The following is a 17,696-nucleotide window of genomic DNA, read 5'->3' on the forward strand; positions in this document are numbered from 1 at the left end:
GTGCGACAAGCGCACCATGCGGTCAGTGCGCCGTCTCGGCCCTGTCGCAGGTATGGCATACCACCCTGCGTGCCGGGATACGGCCGTACGCGGCGCCCATGCCGACCTGGCGGGTGACCTGCACCTGACGTACGCGGGCGTGATTCTCACAGGCGGCCAAGCCGCAGCGCGAGCACACACCGATGCCGGTGGTGTCGCTGTGCGCCTCTTGGAGGCAGTCGTAGCACCTCATGTCCAACTCCGATTTCAGCAGGGGCCGGATGTGGCGGCCAACCAACACGAACAAACCCCCAGGCCACACACACCTACTCAAGGAGCTTGAAAGTATGGCCAAATTTAGACTCTGTCAAGACTAAGACTCAATCGTGATCATCTGGCGGTGGCGCGGCAAAGCAAACGTCGGCACGGTGCGGACGGCGTCACCGGGGCGCGACTCCGGCCCTGTCCGCCAGACCGTTGAAGTCCGACGCGCCGCCGGCCGATCTCCGAGAACAGGCGGCGGCTCGGCGAGACCCTGGAGCAGTGCCGCGAGGCGTTCCCGACCTACCGCGAGCCCGGCTGCGCCGACATCAAAGCCGCCGCCACGGCCCCGATCCCTCAAGCGGTGAGGCATCCTCAACCTCAAGGCAGTGGCCGACGGCGGGCCGGGAACCGCAAGATCCACGGAACGGGGTCGCGTCCCGCGTCGCGGTGCAGGGGATCAAGCGTTACGCGTTCCGGTGGGAGGATCCCGGTGATCTTCGCCGAGTCGGCGGCCCACGAGGCGCTCTGCTGTGGATGGTTGGGCGCCCGGCCACACGGAGCCACCCTTTCCCGCACGGGAGACGGCCGTCTGGTGCGCACGCGGGCGGGAGAGGAGATGGAAATCGGCGGAGGGGCCCCGGCGCGAGGGCGTCACCCGTCGGCGCTGTGCAGACCGGTTCCTGCACTCACGCGGCCCACGCGCCATGGAGCCGTAGATCCACGCCTGCCGACGACACCCAGTTGAAGGTTTCCCCGGGATGATCGAGCGCCCCGGAGTCGACGCCGACTGCGCCGCAGGAGAAGCAGCGCATATGACGGAAGGCCGCCACGACGCGCCGTCTCTTGGAGGAACGGGCCCGCCCGCGCGGCCATAATCGGCCCGTCGCCGCCTACCCGCCCCACCGTGCCGGCGGCCGACAACCGGCAACCGGCAACCGGCAACCTCACTCAAGATCCGCTACAAGATCGCGTTGATCACAGTGGCGAGCGGGCTCGGACACTTCACGCACGCCGACATGGCCTCATGCATGCCGGGGCGCGTGTTCCCCTGGATCTCCCGACTGGGCTCCCAGCCCCATGGGGAAATGGGCAGCCAGTTCCCGGCGGAACGCGTCGGTGTCGCCTTCCAGGGCAACCGCGGCCAACCTCTCGTGCTCGACGACCAATTGCTGCGGGTCGTCGCTGTAAGTGCGGTGATCGACGCTGAGGTGGAGGCGCAGCTTGGTCTCCCAGCCGTTCCAGAGACTCTGCAGGACGCCGTGCCCCGAGAGTTCGTAGAAGAGCCTGTGGAATCGAAGGTGCGCGTCGATGCTGGCCGGGATGTCGTCCTTCTCCATGGCCCGACGGAGATCCTCGACGGTTTGCAGCAACTGGGGCCGCTCAGGACCGCGCAGCGCCTCGGCCGAGAGCTCGGCGGCGTACGGCTCGACACGTAGCCGGATCGAGTCGATCTCGGCGACCTCACGAGCGCTCACCTCTACGACGAACGCCCCACGGTAGGGGATCTTGACGACGAGCCCTTCCTCCTCCAGTTTGGTCAGCGCCTCGCGCAGCGGGGAGCGGCTGATCCCGAGATCAGCGGCGATGTGCGCCTCGCGCAGCTGGCCACCAGGGGGTACGGTCCCATCGAGGATGGCGGCACGCAGTGTGCGGTAGACGCCGTCCGGCGTCGTCATCCGCTGCTCCTGCCACTCGAACTTGTGGTCCACCCCGTCGCCCTCCTCGGTGCTTGTCGACCACTTGGTCGTTTGTCGACTATACCTCTGCTGGTTTTGCGTCCACGGCTCAAGTCGGCCGTCCGGCACGGAACTCCTGAAGCGCAGCCGCGTCCCATCCGACTCACGGGTCGCGGGTGACAGTCGGCGTCTCGGGTGGTGCGTCTGGCTGTCAGGCCGGTGCCGATCCGGCGACGCGGGCGCTTGTGGACCTGCAGGGGGATGCAGCCGGCCAAGGGGAGCGTGGCCGTCCGTGGCTCGGCATGCCCATAGTCGCGCCCTGCCCGGCGGATCACCCCACTCATCTGAAAGTGGATCAGCGCCGGGCCCGCCCGAGGCGCTCGTCCGACCCTGTTGACAGCCGAGGAACGTTTGGTCGACAATCGACCAAGCAGATGGTCGACAATCGACCAGAATCCAGCCGCTCCACTGAAACACCAGGAGGACACGTGGCATTCGACGCCAAGCCCAAGTTCGTGACGTTCGACATGAACGGAACGCTGATCAAGTTCAGCATCAACGACACGATGCGTGAGGTCCTGGGCGACCGCCTGCCGGCCGAGGTCGCCGATGAATACCTGCGGATCTGCAAGGCGTACCGGATCGACGAGTGCACGGGCGCGTACCAGCCGTTCCACCAGGTCGTCGCGCGTTCCATGGAGCGCGCCTCGCGCAGCGTCGGTCTCGAGTACCGCGAGGACGAGGCGCGGGCGGTGTACGAGCGCATCCCCACCTGGGGCCCGTGGCCCGGTGTCACCGAGGCGCTGAACCGCCTGGCCGAGGAGGTCCCGCTGGTCATCATCACCAACAGCGACACCGCGCACGCCGTGCGCCTCGCGGAGAACCTCAAGGCCCCGTTCGCAGACGTCATCAGCGCCGAGGAGATGGGCGTCTACAAGCCGCGACTCCGCACCTTCGAGTACATGTTTGACAAGCTCGGCGTGACACCCGACGAGCTCGTGCATGTCTCCGCGAGCCCGATGTACGACCTGCGCTCAGCGGCCATCATGGGCATCGAGAACAAGGTGTACGTCGACCGCGGCTGGGAGCACGACGAGCACTGGCTCGGCTACGAGCGGATCACCGACATCGCCGACCTCCCGGTCCTCTTCGGCCTGCCTCGGCCCTGACGCCCGAGCGGAGAACTGAGGAAATGATCCACAGCAAGGCGGTGGCGGCATGAGTCAGCCCTTGCCCCAGACCGTCAAGGGTGACTCGGCTTCAGAAAGGCTCCACGCCCTAGGGCTGGAGCTACCCGTCCTCGCCGGCACCACCTATCTCGTGCCCCACCGGACGGTGGGCTCCACCATCCACCTCTCCGGCCAACTCCCGTTCAAGGACGGCGAGTTGCTGGGTCAGGGCGTTGTCGGCCGGGACGTGGACCTGGAGACGGCGCGGGAGCTCGCGCGCCATGCCGCGCTCAACGCGCTCGCGGCCGCTGTGCAGGCGGTGGGCGACCTGGACCGGGTCAGGATCGTGCAGATGCTGGTCTTCGTGGCCAGCACGCCGGACTTCGGTGAGCAGTCGAACGTCGCCAACGCGGCCAGTGAACTGCTCATCGAGGTGCTGGGCGAGAACGGACGGCACGCCCGCACCGCGATCGGCGTCGCCGGGCTGCCCCTCAACACCCCTGTCGAGATCCAGGTGATCTGCACTGCGGTGTAGCGGCGAGCCGATCATGAGCAGTGCGGCGGTGGCCCGGCTTCAACAGGCATCGACGCCCTCGGCCGGCACGATCGACACCCCGGTGCAGATCCTGCTGGCCGACGCGATGCAGGACAGCGACGGCCTAGGTCGTGTCCGCAAAGTCCCGTCGTCCGCCCGGAGGGCGGGCCCCGCGGCGTCTGGTGCGTGCTCTCGGCGTGCCGGGCGGAAGCCCTCGTACTGGTTGTACGTGAGCTTTCGCCCGGTGCGGCGAGAGTGCGTGCCAGACGCCGCGGGGCAGGCGGGACTTTGCGGACACGGCCTAGTCATCGAGGCGTCCTTCCGGCGCAGGTACGACCAAGAGGCCACCCGCCGTGACCATGAGGGCCGATCCCGCTCCAGCGCCTCGCCACTCCCGAGGAGATCGCCGACGCCGTCCCGTTCCTCGCGTAGTCGGACTCCTCGTACATCACCGGGGCAACGCAGCCCGTCGACGGCGGCCACACCGCCTTCCAGCAGCGGCCCACGCGGTTCCCAGAGACAGATGAAGGACACACCATGAACGCCCTTGCGGCACCACCCCGAAACGGAGAACTCGGCTTCTGGGTGGCCCAACTGGCCGACAAGAAGCCCTCATTCCCCCGCTTCACCGGCCAGGAATCCGTCGACGTGGCCATTGTCGGCGGCGGCTACACCGGCCTGTGGGCGGCGTACTTCGCCAAGAAGCTCGAACCGTCCCTCTCGGTCGCCGTCTTCGAGGCCGAACAGGTGGGCTACGGCGCATCGGGGCGCAACGGTGGCTGGCTCTCGGCGATGCCGCCGGGAAACCGTGCCACCTTCGCCCGCGCCGGAGGAGGTCTGGAGGCGAGCCGGGCGCTGCAGCAGGAGTTCGTCGCCGGCGTCGACGCGGTCCTGGACATCCTTGAGGCCGAGGGCATCGATGCCGACCAGCACAAGGGTGGCGCGCTCGTCGCCGCTCACACTCGGGCGGGGCTGGGCCGGCTGGTGGCCAGGCGTGATACCGACCTGAAGTACGGGCTGACCGACGACGAAGTCCATATGCTCGACCGGGACGAGTTCCAGTCCCGGATCAACATCTCCACCGTCCACGGCGGGCTCTTCTACAAGCACTGCGCGCGGTTCCACCCCGCGAAGCTCGTCTACGGCCTCGCCGAGACCCTGACCTCCATGGGGGTCAGGATCTACGAGGGCAGCCGGGTGGACAGCATCGCGGACAAGACCCTCACCCTGGCCAACGGTCGTGTCACCGCGGCCAGGACGTTCATCTGCACCGAAGGCTATTCGGGACGGTTGCTCGGCCGCCGGAGCCTGATCCCGGTCAATTCCTCGCTGATCGTGACCAAGCCGCTGCCGGAGAAGGCATGGCAACAGATCGGCTGGGACGGGCCGCAGTGCCTCAACGACTCCGCGCACACGTTCATCTACGCCCAACGGACGTCGGACGGCCGTATCGCCATGGGGGGCCGGGGTGTCCCCTACCGCTTCGGGTCCGGCACAGGGGGAGACGGTGCGACCGCCCAATCCACCATCGACCTGATCTCGCAGAAGCTCAGTTCCTTCTTCCCGGGTATCCCCTTCGAGGTGGAACACGCCTGGTCGGGAGTCCTGGGCGTCACGCGGGACTGGAACGGCGGCGTGCACTGGGACCCGGCGTCCGGGATCGGGTCGTCCACCGGCTACGCGGGACACGGCGTCACGTCGGCCTACGTCGGCGGCAGGACTCTCGTGGAGCTCGCCTTCGAAAAGGAAACCGAGCGGACCACCCTTCCCTGGGTCGGCTACCGGGCGCGGAAGTGGGAACCGGAACCCATTCGCTGGCTGGGCGTTCACGCCATGTACCGGCTCTTCGGCATTGCCGACCAGTGGGAAGAACGCAGGGGCTCCAGCAAGACCTCACTCCTGGCCAGATTCGGCAGCAGGCTCGCCGGACTTCACGAGTAGACGAAAAGGAACCTGCTCTCATGGACGCACAACTCGCAGTCATCGGCTTGGGCAGCATCGGAAGCATGGCCCTGTGGCAGGCGTCCCGGCTGTCCGACTCGGTAGTGGGCTTCGAGGCCGCCACCCCGGCCCACGGCCGCAGTGCCGTGGGCGGGGACACCCGCCTGTTCCGCATGATCTACCTCGGCAGGCCCGACTACTACCCCATCATCGAACGCTCCCACAAACTGTGGGCCGAGCTCGAAGCGGAAACCGGACAGGACATCCTCACGACCACGGGCGGTCTGTCCATCGGGACGGCGAACGGCAGCTACATCAACAGCCTCCTCGACGCCCTGCGCGTCACCGGAGCCGAGCACAGCGTCCTCAGCCGGGAGGACATGGCCGAACGCTACCCCCAGCACAACCTCCGCCCCGACGACTGCGCCGTCTACGACCCCCACGCCGGCGTCCTGCGCACCGACCGCGCCGTCAGCGCCGCCGTCGCGGCGGCCCAGGCGAACGGCGCCACCGTCCTTCAGAACACACCCGTGGACAGCATCACCGACACCGACCACGGCGTGGTCGTGACCTCGGGCGACAGAACCTGGACGTTCGAAAAGGTCATCGTCGCCTCGGGCGGCTGGTCCCGAAGGCTCATGCCCGACCATCTCAAGGCCGTCACGGAGACCCATCGGATCGTCCTGACCTGGTTCATCGCCCAGGACGGCACGCAGTTCTCGCCGGAGAGCTTCCCCGTCTTCAGCCGGTTGTACGGCAATCGCTCCATGTACGGCGCACCCGCCGTCGACGGCGTGACGGTCAAGGCATCGGTGGACGGACCGCTGGACGGACGCGGCAGGGAAACCCCCGACCCTGACTGCGTGCCCAGGGAACTCACCCGGGAAGAAGTCGAGAAGGTCACCGATATCGTCACCGACTTCTTTCCCGGTCTGACCCCCACCATCGTGCGCTCCGACGCCTTCCCCGACCTCTTCACCGAGGACAGGCATCCTCTCCTCGGCTGGCTGGACGAGAACAGCAGGGTCTACTGCGCCACCGGATTCTCCGGAAAGGGCTTCAAAATGGCCACCGGCTACGGCCACATCGCCGCACACGAGGCGCTCGGCAAACAGACCGTCGAAGGCCTGGACTTCGTGCGTCCGGACCGGTTCAGGACCAGGTAGCCCACCCGCTACCGCCACCTCCGCGCAGGAGCCTCGGTATCGTCGTTCGGCTGACGGTCGTTGCGGACTCATCTCCTGATGTCCCGGGACGGCCGTATGTCATCTGCTGAATTGCACTCGTGGCGGCAGTGCGAGGACTCGATGACCTTGCGGGCGATGTGAGGGAGGATGCCCGGCCGGTGGAGGCATCGGAGCGGGCAGCGGGGGTCGCAACTCTTGCCGGCGTGGAGCTTGGCCGGTCGCCGGCGATGCGGGCCGCGCCGCGAGCGCATCGGTGGGATCCCGCGTACCGGCGGCCTTCAGTCCGAGCCTGTCGTGCATGGTGGCGCCGGAGACGCCGCGACGGAGGTAGTCCGTCCCGGCCCGTGTTCATGATTTCCGGGGTGGGTCTGCGTCGTCGCTGCGGTCTGTCGCTTCGGTGTCGGCGTCGGAGTAGGTGGGGTCTTCTTGAGGGCGGGCTGCGCTGGTGGCGTTCTGGGCCCGCGCTGGATGACTACCAGTCAGTCGGCCCGTGCCGTTGACCGGCCGCCACCTGGCCATCCTGTGATGCCGGGGCCAGGCCGCGGCGGCGAGTCGGATCGCCGCCGGTCACGTGCCCAGGGCCGTCACAGCCCCACTGGCTGCCATTCCTGGTTGGAGCCGCCGTTGGCGGGCCACTGGATGATCTTGGCGCCGTCGGCGGTGGATCCACTCTGCACGTCCGCGCACAGCCCGCTCTTGATGTTGACGAGGCGGTAGTAGCCGCTGGTGGCCGCCGGAACGAGCTTCCACCACTGGTTGGTGCCGTTGGTGTCCGACCTCTGGTCCAGGGCTGTGCCGGCGCTGGTGGAGCCGCCCGGGACGTCGAGCACCTTGCCGCTGTTGACGTTGGACAGGCGGAACGAGCCGTCGTAGTCGGGGAGCAGCTTCCACTGCTGGTTCGCGCCGCCGGACCACGTGTACTGGATGACGGGCCCGCCGTCGGAGGTGGAGGAGCCGGAGACGTCCATGACCTTGCCGCTCTTGCGGTTGACCAGCTTGAAGGGGCCGGTCAGCAGGCCGATCGTGATCGTGGTTCTCGTTCCTGCGGTCAGCTTCACGGTGCGGGCGTGGTTGCCCAGCGACGACGTGGTGACCGTCGCGCCGGTGCTGAGGGATGTGATGCCGCGCCGGCAGATGAAGGTGATGTTCTGGTCGATGTCGGAGGTGAGCGTGACGGTGGCCGTGCGGGCCGCCGTGTCCCAGGTCAGGGACTGGACGGTGATGCGGTTGCGGCCGCGGACGCCCTTGATGGTGCCCTTGGGCAGCTGGTCGGGGAGGGCGGGGAGGATCTCCAGGACGCCTGGGCGGGTGTAGACGAGTGCTTCGCCGAGGACGGCGGGGATGGCGTTGGCGGCGTCGCAGTTGTAGATGTCCAGGTTGGGGTTGTGGGAGGTCATCAGGGACCGCCACACCATGTTCTTGCCGTACATCTTCAGCAGGTTGCCGTAGACGCCGGGGCCGTCCTTCAGGCGGGCGCGGGCCAGCGCCCGGTGGAGGCTGCCGTGGGCCGAGTAGTTCTGGTCGCCTCGCTTGTCCAGGGCCTTGGCCGCGTACTTGACCAGGTCGGGCTTGTCCTCGGGGTTGATCTCGTGCAGCGGCCAGGCGCCGTACAGGTGCTGGACGTGCCGGTGGTCGTAGCGGTCGGTCAGGCCCGGCCAGGACCACTCGGCGAGCGCCCCGTCGCTGTTGACGGTGTAGTCGGGCAGCTTGGCGAGCAGGGCGGTCCAGCGTTGCACGCCCTGGCCGCTGCCCTGCTCCAGGCCGAGGGTGTCGGCCGCGTCGATTGCCGCCTGGAGCGCGTGCCGGCCGGCCATGATGTCGCCGGTGGCGTTGATGGAGAACGCCTGGCCGGTGCTGGTCGGCGAGTTCTCCATGGAGAAGGAGGGGACGAAGACCGCCTTGCCGCTGGAGTCGGTGCGGGTGAGGAAGTCCTCGTAGAACAGGGCCAGTTCCATCAGGGCCGGGCCGAGCTTGTTCTTCAGGAAGGCGCTGTCGCCGGTGACCTGGTAGTACTCCAGAAGCGGGTAGAGCAGCCAGTCGGCGCCGCCGGTCCAGGCCTCGCCGGGGAAGCTGCCGCTGTTGAAGTGCAGCATGTGCCCGTACTCGCCGTCGGTCCGGGACGGGGCGAGGAAGCCGCGGGCGCCGTAGAGGTTGGTGGCGTTGTCGCGCCAGTGGGCGAGCTGGCCGAGGACGAGGTCGAAGTAGCCCTGCATGGCGTCGGTGAGGTCGAGGATGTTGCCGCCGGCGACCTGCAGGTTGATGTTGGCGTCGGTGGTGAAGTCGTCGGCCCAGGAGCCGTTCCAGGTGCCGGTCCAGATGCCGGTCAGGCGTGGTGGCAGGACGCCACTGGAACTGATGAAGAGATAGCGGCCGGAGTCGTACATCCGCTCCAGCAGTGCGACGTCGATGGCGGACGCGTTGCTGTTCTGGCGGGCTATGAGCTCGCTGGTGGCCAGCCGGCGGTCGGCGGCGGAGACGTTGAGGTCGATGCTGGAGCGGTCGTACATGGCCTGGTGACTGGGGGCGTGGCGGCCCAGGAGGATGGCGTAGTCGGCCGTCAGCGCGGCGAGGGCGGTCTGCAGGGGCCGGCTGTTCCAGCCGGTGGAGGTCTCGTACCGGCCGAGCTTGGTCAGCAGCAGCACCTTGGTGGCCTTGGCGACCACCAGGGTCTGCCCGTCGGCGGTGACGGAGGAGCCGCTGCCCAAGGCCACGACGCGGGTGACGCCCTCGTAGCCGTAGGCACCGCCGGACGGGTAGGTGCCACGTAGGTTCAGGTAGCCGTCGCCGCTGGTGACGGTGGCGGTGGTGGAGAAGGACACTCTGGTCGGCACGCCCGTAAGAGCGGTGTTGACGCTGATGGTGGTGTCCACGGTGCGGCCGGTGGCGGGCAGCAGCTCGTGGACGATGACCTGGTCGGCGCGGGAGACGAAGACGTGGCGCTTCCAGGTGCCGTACCGGTCGGTCCAGGTGTGGGTGATCTCGCCGGTGCGGAAGTCGGTGATGCGGGCGAAGTCGTTGACGGTGGTCATGCCCGGGGTGCTGAGCTGGAGTTCGTAGCCGGGGTGGAAGGTCTGGGTCCAGCGCAGGCTCCAGCCGTGGGCGAAGGTGGCGGAGGCGCCGGAGTAGTCGCCGGCCAGCGCCTGGTCCCGGGCGGTCTCGAGATACGGCGAGATCACCGGAGGCATGACGCTCCGGCTGCCGTTGGGCAGCACGAACCGGTGATGATTGAAGATCATCTTCTCGAGCGTCGGCGTCCCGTAGTAGACGGCCCCGTACTCGCCGTTTCCGCTCAGGAACCCGTCGGTCCAGGCGGAGGCGGTGGCGTTGTCCCAGATGCCGCGGTCGGGCAGGGTGACCTGGGGCGGTACGGCAGCGGCGGCCCGGTCGGCGAAGACGAAGCCGGGCAGGGCCGTGGCGCCGGCGGCGAGGGCGGCCGTGGTGAGGAAACGCCGACGGTTGAGGGGAAGGTCGGGCAGCGACATGGGGCGACTCCGTTGTCGGACGGTGAGTGCAACTGGGCCCAGGGGTGCCGCGGCATCCACCGGTGCGGGTGCGGTGGTGGACAACAGCGCTTTGCCAGGCATGCGGTGGCTGCATCAGCCGTCGACGGCAGAACCGGACGGCTGAGACCGGCCCGCCCCGCGGGGACGGACCGGCCTCGAGTGCCTACGGGGTCACGGTCAGCGCGGGCGCCATATCGGCGGTCCCGTTGGTGAGCTTCCCGGAGCCGGTGGCGCCTTCGGAGCTGACGAAGCGCAGCTCGTGATTGGTGCCCCCCGCGTTGCCGACGGCGAGCAGGAGCGTGGACTGATTGGCCGCGTAGGCGTTCTGGACGAAGGAGGTGATGTCGACGGTGATGTCACGGCCGTCGATGGCGTTGCCCTGGTGGGTCCCGCCGCCCTCGGGGATGATCGTCGAACCGAGGGTGAAGGGGGCCGACTTCGCGACGGAGGAGCTCGTGGCGGTGAAGCTCGGCCGGTTCTGCCAGGTCATCGTGTTGATCGGGCAGGACGTGCCGCCGCCGGTGCAGGTGCTGTCGCTGACGGGTTGCACGAGGAGTTGGTCGGTGTCGGTCGACGGGACCGACGCATAGCGGTGGCCGACGTAGGTGAGATGGAGTGTCGCCTGGCTCGGCGCCTTGGTGAGGCTGTTGAGGGGGAACTGGATGTAGGAGAGCTTTCCGTCTCCGGATCCTGTGGTGTACTGCTCGCCCATCAGGCCGACCCCGGTGTTGCGGGTGATGAGGGTCAGGTCCGAGGAGTTGTTCTTGGTCTGGTCGCCCCACCACGCACCTACCCAGGTGTCGCCGTTGGTGAGGGCGCCGGGCTTGACGTTCTGGGTCTGGCCGTTCGCATCCGTGTAGGTGCTGGTCAGCGTGGAGACCCCGCTCGTCGTCAGCGGGAACTGGCCGGTGTATCTGACGAGTTGGCCCGCGACGCGAAGGTTCTTCAGCGTCGCGTTCGTGACGCCGGTTATCGAGCTGCTGCTCGTGTTCTGCTTCGAGAACCACACGTTGTCGAGTGTGAACGTGCCGATCGGAGCCCTGGTGTACGTGTACGCGGTGCCCGACCCGTCGGGGTTCGGGGCGTACCCGTAGGTCGCCTGCTGCTCGGCGGTGATGGTCTGGGTGGATCCGTTGCCGCCGTTGATCCCGACCGGTCCCTTGGTGTAGCGGGAGGTGTCGATCGAGCTGTTCTTCACCACGATGCTCTGGATGCGCGGGTACGGGTTGGGGCTGTTGTGCGTGACGATGCCGCCGGCCGGCGCCGACACTGAGTTGAAGTTGTCGAACGTGTAGTTGGTGAGCCGGTGTCCGTACGCGTGCCATCCGATGCGGATCGCGTTGCCGGCGGCGACGGACCAGTTCAGCGTGTTGCTGACCGAGATGTTCTTCGTGTCCGCGGTGTCCCAGTGGTAGTTGTCGAACCCGAGCTCGTCAGCGACGGTGTCATGGGCGCCTACCGCGTTGACATAGCCCTGGACGTCGGGGGTGGAGGCGCCGAGCTGGAAGTTGTTCCACACTCCGGAGGCCAGCGGGGTGAAGCCGTCGCTGGGGTTGTAGTGGCCGGAGGCGAACGCGTCGTCGTTGCCGAGGGTGAAGACGCCGTTGGCGGTGATGTCCTGGCCGCTCGCGAAGTCCGTGCCGTCGACCCATGGCTGGCGGTATGGAGTGAGGGCCTTGATGTTGTTGAACGTCACCCTGGTGGCGGTGTGGGTCTCGTAGTTCCACTGCTTCGCGTCGCGCACGTAGGTGTCGTTGAACGTGATGTCCGACGAGTGCATGACCATGACGCCGCCCTGGTGCTGGCTGCGGTAGGCGTCGTGCAGGTCACCGCTGCTGCGGGCGTTGTAGTTCGCCACGCCGTTGCCGTCGAAGACGCCGCGGCCGGAGATTTCGATGTTGCTCGAGTTGATGATCCCGACGGCCGGCTCGAACGCCTCCATGTACGCCTGGATGCGGTTCTTCAGCAGGGCACCTTCGTCGGTGTAGATCCTCAGCTTGCCGCCCTTGAGCTTGCTGCCGTCCAGACCGTTGACCAGGAGACCGGACCACACGTACGTGCCGTTCGGGAAGTAGAGCGTGTTGAGTGCCGTGGGGTTGGCTTTGATGGTGTCGAGGGCGGCCTGCAGGGCGTAAGTGACGTCGCCTGCGGCCATCATCCGCACATTCGGGTACCGCACATTGACGCTGCTCGCGCTCACCAGGCTCCCGGCCGAGGTTTTCTGACCGGCAGGGATGGCGGTGCCGTTGACGGTCTTGCCGGCCATGGAGCTCGTCGTCGCGGCGGGAGCCTTCTGAGCCGCGCTGTTCGGGTTCGCCGCGAGGTACTTCGCGGCGAACTGCTGGAAGTTGAGGACGCCGGTCTGCAGGTTGACGCCGGAACCGTCCGGTGCGCTCGTGGTGTTCGGGCGCCGCGCCGGGTCTTCCAGAGGGTCGTTGATGACCGCCAGGTAGGGCTGTCCCGTGGCGTTGGTCGAGTCGCCGTTGACCATCACGATCGCCTGGTTCAACCCGGCGTCGGCTGACATCCGGAACGTCAGGGTGTGCTTGTCCGCGCTCACCGAGACGCTGCCGGACGGGTAGTAGCGGGCCGGATAGATGTTCACCGTGTCGATCGTGGTGCTGGGCAGCGTGACCGTGATCGTCGGTGTCCGGGAGTCCGACGCGAAGCGCGCGATGTCGAAGTTGTGGCCGTTCTGGGTGTACTTGACAGCCTGAACGGGCGTGCCGGCGACTTGCACCTGGTACTTGGTGGACGCCACGTCCGGTGAGGTCGTCGTACCGCCACCCACTCCCGTCGGCGCGTACGTGTGGACGGTGGTGGTGGCGTGTGCGGGGGCGGTGCCGGTGAGCATGAGGCTCGCCGCCGCGAGGGTGGCGCCGACAGCGGCCGCGATGAAGCGCTTCACGCGCGATCTGCGGCGCGCCGGGACGGGGTTGGGGTCGGCGTTGCCGCCGGCCGGTCTGATCATGCCTGTCTCTCCTCCGGACGAGACCTTTCCAGGTCTGTTCAGGCGCTCACCGCCTGCTGGAGACGGGGCGGAGCATTCGCGAGGGGCCAGGGTGACAACAGCACCACGTTGACCGATCCATGGGATCTAGCGTGGCGGGGACGTTACTGCCGTATTTCCGGAGCCGTCAATGCTCCGCGCATGTCAAGTCGCGAAAACAATCACGACCTGCGCATGGCGCCCTCACCGTGCTACGTAACGGCTGAAGCACTGCCATGGCGCAAAGTCTTGCCCTGCCGCGTGAGCCGTCCTACAGTGACGCCACTTTCGTGGATCGATAAATGTTTCGGGGAGACTACGTGGTGACAATGGCGGACGTGGCCGCGAGGGCGGGCGTCACCAAACAGACCGTCTCCAACGTGGTCTCGGGCAAGAAGGTGCGGCCGGAGACCCTGGCGAAGGTGAACAAGGCGATCGCCGAACTCGGCTACAAGCCGAACCTGGTGGCGCGCTCCCTGCGCACGGGCAGCACGTCGACGGTGGGGCTGTTCGTGCCGTCGGTGGCTAACGCGTTCTATGCGGAGTTGGTCGAGGAGGTGGAGAATCTCCTGGTCGGCCGCGGATACAACCTGCTGCTCGCCACGACGCGCGACGATCCCGACTACACCCGGGCCCACCTGGAGAACCTCACGGCACGCTCGGTGGACGCACTGCTGGTCGCCGGGGACAACGGCGTCGAACAGCAGGTGCCGATGCTCGCCGAGGCCAACTTCCCGGTCGCGCTGTTCGCCTGGGAGGGCGACCCGCCGACCACACTGCCGGTGGTGTCCATCGACTACCAGCACGCAGGGTTTCTGGCCGGCTGCCACCTGCGGGATCTCGGCCACCGGAAGGTCGCGGTGATCGCCGACCTCCCCGCGCACACGCCGCGCGTCGCGGGGTTGCGCCGGGCGTTCGCCGCCGACGGGCTGGACGACCGCATGGTGTTCGCCTGCACCAGCGACGACGCCGCCGGCGGTTTCGCCGCGGCCTGCGCGGCACTGGAGGCGGATCCGGGGCTGACGGCGATCTTCGCCACCCACGACGTCCTGGCCGTGGGTGCCATAGAAGCGGTGGTCCGGTCCGGGCGGCGGGTCCCCGACGACGTCAGCGTCGTGGGCTTCGACGACATCGCCCAAGTCGGGCGGATCCGACCGGCATTGACCACGGTCACCTTCCCCAAACGCGAGATGGCCCAGCAGGCCGTCGAACTCCTGCTGCGAGCTGTCGACTCCGGCCGACCGCCGACCAACGTCGTATCGCTGCTGCGCCCGACCCTGACCATCCGGGACAGCAGCGGCCCCCCGCCCGGGGCGACCGCTTAGCGCCTGGTACCGCCTGACCTGCCACGGCACACCCCATGAGCCGCCGGCGCAGTCCTTCCCAGCCGTTTCCCGCCACCACGGGGCATTTTGAGAGGAAACACCTTTGCTGATGAACGTCCTCGACCCCAACGCCTACGTCGAAGACCGGTCGCCGGGCACCGGACGGCTGCGCCCGCGCGCCGCGTTCGCCTCCGACCTGCCCACGATCGCGCTCGACGGCGACTGGAGATTCCGGCTGGCGTCGGGGCTGGACGACCTCACCGGGGACTTCGCCGCAACGGACTTCGACGACACCGCCTGGGACCTGCTCGCCGTGCCGTCCTGCTGGCAGATGACCGGCCTGCCCGGCGAGCCGCGCTACGGTGCCCCGGCCTACACCAACATCCTGTACCCGTTCCCGGTCGACCCGCCGCGGGTGCCTCGGCAGAATCCGACCGGCGAGTACCGTCGTGAGTTCGACGTTCCGGACGGGTTCCCGGCATCGGCTGCGGTGCTCCGGTTCGAGGGCGTCGACTCCGCGTTCGCGGTGTGGCTCAACGGGGTCCGGCTCGGCGACGGCAAGGGCAGCCGCCTGACCACCGAGTTCGACGTCTCCGCCGTTCTGCGGCCCGGCCGGAACGTCCTCGCGGTCCGCGTGCATCAGTGGTCGTCCGGCAGCTACCTGGAAGACCAGGACATGTGGTGGCTGTCCGGGATCTTCCGGTCGGTGTCCGTGGCCGCCCGCGGTGTCGAGGACTTCTTCGTCCACGCCGCCTACGACCACACGACGGGGCAGGGCACCCTGTCCGTCGACGTCACCGCCCCCACCCGGGTGTCCCTGTCGGTGCCCGAGCTCGGCATATCCGCCGCCGATCCGGCCGGCCCGCACCTGATCGACGGCATCGAGCCCTGGTCGGACGAGCGGCCGCGCCTGTACTCGGGGGAACTGGTCTCCGAGGCCGGGGAGCGGATACCGCTGCGCATCGGCTTCCGCACCGTGGCGGTCGTGGACGGCGTCCTGACAGTGAACGGCAGGCCGATCTCGCTGCGGGGCGTCAACCGCCACGAATGGCACCCGCTGACCGGGCGGACCCTGACCGAGGACGCCATGGTGGCCGACGTCCTGCTCATGAAGCAGCACAACATCAACGCGGTGCGCACCGCCCACTATCCGCCGGACCACCGTTTCCTGGACCTGTGCGACGAGCACGGGCTGTGGGTGTTCTGCGAGGGCGACCTCGAGACGCACGGCTTCGAACCCGGCGGCTGGCGGCGCAATCCCAGCGACGACCCCGCGTGGCGCGAGGCGTACCTGGACCGGGCCGCGCGGCTGGTGGAACGCGACAAGAACCACCCCTCGGTCATCGTCTGGTCGCTGGGCAACGAGTCCGGCACCGGAGCCAACCTGGCCGCCGCGGCCGCGTGGATCCGGCAGCGCGACGACAGCCGCCTGATCCACTACGAGGGCGACTTCGCGAGCTGCGCGTACGTCGACCTGTACTCCCGCATGTACATCGGTGTGGACGAGCTGGCCGCCGTGGGACGCGGCCAGGAGGCACCGACGGCCGATCCGGCCGACGACGCACACCGCCGTGCCCTGCCGTTCGTGCTGTGCGAGTACGGACACGCCATGGGCACCGGACCCGGCGGGCTGTCCGAGTACCAACAGGTCATCGAGGCACATCCGCGCCTGGCCGGTGGATTCATCTGGGAGTGGATCGACCACGGCATCGCCCGGCTCACCGGGCAGGAGGGCCCTCACCAGGAGGACCCCCGCTCGTACTACGCCTACGGCGGCGACTTCGGCGAGGAGGTCCACGACGGCAATTTCGTCGCCGACGGGCTGCTCTTCCCCGACCGCACGCCGTCGCCGGGCCTGGTCGAGTACAAGAAGGTCATCGAGCCGGTACGGATCCACATCGACCCGGCGGCACGGCGGATCGCCGTGCACAACCTGCACCACGTCCGCGACACCGGCTACCTGGACTTCCAGTGGACCGTCGAGGACGGCGGCGAGCTGGCCGGCTCCGGCCGCCTGAGCGTGCCCGCGACCGCGCCGGGCGCCACGACAGCCGTCGAATGGTCCGCCGACGTCACCGCCGCGCTCGATGCGGCGCGCAAGAACGACTCCGGCCACGAGGTGTGGCTGACCGTGACCGCGGTGCTCGCCGCCGACGAGACCTGGGCCCGGGCCGGCCATGAGATCGCCTGGGCGCAGGGGCTGCTCGTGGCTCCCGCCGCCTCGCCGGTCCCCTCGACGCCGGCGCCGGTGATCGCCCACGACGGGGGCATCACCCTGGGCCCCGCGCGGTTCGAGGCCCGCAGCGGGGTGCTGATCCGGCTCGGCGACCTGGAGCTGGATGGACCCAGGCTGGACATCTGGCGTGCCCCGATCGACAACGACCTGCTCAACGCCTTCGGCGAGCCGCAGATCACCACCTGGCTCACTGCCGGACTGAACCGGATGCGCCACGATGTCCTGAGCGTCGAGCCCGACGCCCAAGGGCTCACGGTCACCGCCCGGCTCGCCGCCGCCGGGTCCTCCTCCGCGCTCGGCGTGGTCTACCGCTGGACGGCATGCGACGGACCGGACGCGGCTCAGACCCGGCTCCGGCTGGAATGCGCCGTCACCCCTGACGGCGCATGGTCGGTGCCGCTGCCCCGGCTGGGGGTCGCGATGTCGCTGCCCGGCACCGACGCCGAGGTCGAGTGGTTCGGCCTCGGTCCCGGCGAGGCGTACCGCGACTCCCGTACCGCCGCTCGCACAGGCCGCCACCGGTCGACTGTCTCGGCGATGCAGACCCCCTGTGTCCGCCCGCAGGAGAACGGCAATCGCCACCAAGTCCGCCGCGCCCGGATCACCACCGCGGACGGCACCCTCCTCATCACGGGCGACCCGGTCATCGACCTGACCGTGCGTCCTTGGAGCACCGCGGCCCTGGCTGCCGCTTCCCACCAGCACGACCTGGCCGGCGACGGCCGACTCCATCTCCACCTCGACCACGCGCACCACGGCCTCGGCAGCGCGGCCTGCGGCCCGGGCCCGTTGGCATCGGACGTCCTGGCCGCGGTCCCGACGGTGTTCCGCGTGGAGTTCAGCACCGGTCGGTAGGCGGGCCTGGCCGCCCGCCCACCGACAGCCCAGCAAG

Annotated in this window: 10 protein-coding genes; 6 read left to right on the top strand and 4 right to left on the bottom strand. The window is 68.5% G+C overall.

The genetic code is table 11. From position 1 onward, the window contains the following. Positions 1 to 22: 22 nt before the first annotated feature. Together ACIBAG_RS01010 and ACIBAG_RS01015 are read right to left on the bottom strand one after the other, a co-directional pair. Positions 23 to 232, bottom strand: a complete 210-nt coding sequence (locus ACIBAG_RS01010; protein WP_399099496.1) for a DUF2180 family protein — start codon at positions 230 to 232, stop codon at positions 23 to 25. Positions 233 to 1,265: 1,033 nt separating this feature from the next. Further along, positions 1,266 to 1,952: a GntR family transcriptional regulator gene (locus ACIBAG_RS01015; RefSeq protein WP_399099497.1), complete on the bottom strand. Its 687-nt coding sequence runs from the start codon at positions 1,950 to 1,952 to the stop codon at positions 1,266 to 1,268. 455 nt (positions 1,953 to 2,407) lie between these two features. Between ACIBAG_RS01015 and ACIBAG_RS01020 the strand changes: the two genes are divergently transcribed. The 4 genes from ACIBAG_RS01020 to solA all read left to right on the top strand — a co-directional run bounded on the left by ACIBAG_RS01020 (position 2,408) and on the right by solA (position 6,730). Further along, positions 2,408 to 3,088 (top strand): haloacid dehalogenase type II, encoded by a 681-nt coding sequence (locus ACIBAG_RS01020; RefSeq protein ID WP_399099499.1) that lies wholly within the window; start codon positions 2,408 to 2,410, stop codon positions 3,086 to 3,088. A gap of 49 nt (positions 3,089 to 3,137) precedes the next feature. Then, positions 3,138 to 3,623, top strand: coding sequence for a RidA family protein (locus ACIBAG_RS01025; RefSeq protein ID WP_399099501.1), 486 nt, complete (start codon positions 3,138 to 3,140; stop codon positions 3,621 to 3,623). Positions 3,624 to 4,160: 537 nt separating this feature from the next. Further along, on the top strand, positions 4,161 to 5,564 hold the full coding sequence (locus ACIBAG_RS01030) for an NAD(P)/FAD-dependent oxidoreductase (protein ID WP_399099503.1): 1,404 nt from the start codon (positions 4,161 to 4,163) through the stop codon (positions 5,562 to 5,564). Between the two features lie 20 nt (positions 5,565 to 5,584). Further along, on the top strand, positions 5,585 to 6,730 hold the full coding sequence (solA, locus tag ACIBAG_RS01035; RefSeq protein ID WP_399099505.1) for an N-methyl-L-tryptophan oxidase: 1,146 nt from the start codon (positions 5,585 to 5,587) through the stop codon (positions 6,728 to 6,730). A gap of 605 nt (positions 6,731 to 7,335) precedes the next feature. Here the strand turns inward: solA and ACIBAG_RS01040 are convergent. Both ACIBAG_RS01040 and ACIBAG_RS01045 read right to left on the bottom strand, forming a co-directional pair. Beyond that, a complete protein-coding gene (locus tag ACIBAG_RS01040; protein ID WP_399099507.1) occupies positions 7,336 to 10,233 on the bottom strand; it encodes a glycosyl hydrolase family 95 catalytic domain-containing protein in 2,898 nt (965 codons plus the stop codon). A gap of 184 nt (positions 10,234 to 10,417) precedes the next feature. Then, positions 10,418 to 13,225 carry a DNRLRE domain-containing protein gene (locus ACIBAG_RS01045; RefSeq protein WP_399099509.1) on the bottom strand — a complete coding sequence of 936 codons (2,808 nt, stop codon included), beginning with the start codon at positions 13,223 to 13,225 and terminating at the stop codon, positions 10,418 to 10,420. A gap of 347 nt (positions 13,226 to 13,572) precedes the next feature. Between ACIBAG_RS01045 and ACIBAG_RS01050 the strand changes: the two genes are divergently transcribed. Next, positions 13,573 to 14,568 carry a LacI family DNA-binding transcriptional regulator gene (locus ACIBAG_RS01050; RefSeq protein ID WP_399100535.1) on the top strand — a complete coding sequence of 332 codons (996 nt, stop codon included), beginning with the start codon at positions 13,573 to 13,575 and terminating at the stop codon, positions 14,566 to 14,568. A gap of 109 nt (positions 14,569 to 14,677) precedes the next feature. Beyond that, positions 14,678 to 17,659 (top strand): glycoside hydrolase family 2 TIM barrel-domain containing protein, encoded by a 2,982-nt coding sequence (locus ACIBAG_RS01055; protein ID WP_399099511.1) that lies wholly within the window; start codon positions 14,678 to 14,680, stop codon positions 17,657 to 17,659. Positions 17,660 to 17,696 lie beyond the last annotated feature (37 nt).

This window comes from Streptomyces sp. NPDC051243, from assembly GCF_044455405.1.
In the GTDB taxonomy this organism is placed as follows: Bacteria; Actinomycetota; Actinomycetes; order Streptomycetales; family Streptomycetaceae; genus Streptomyces.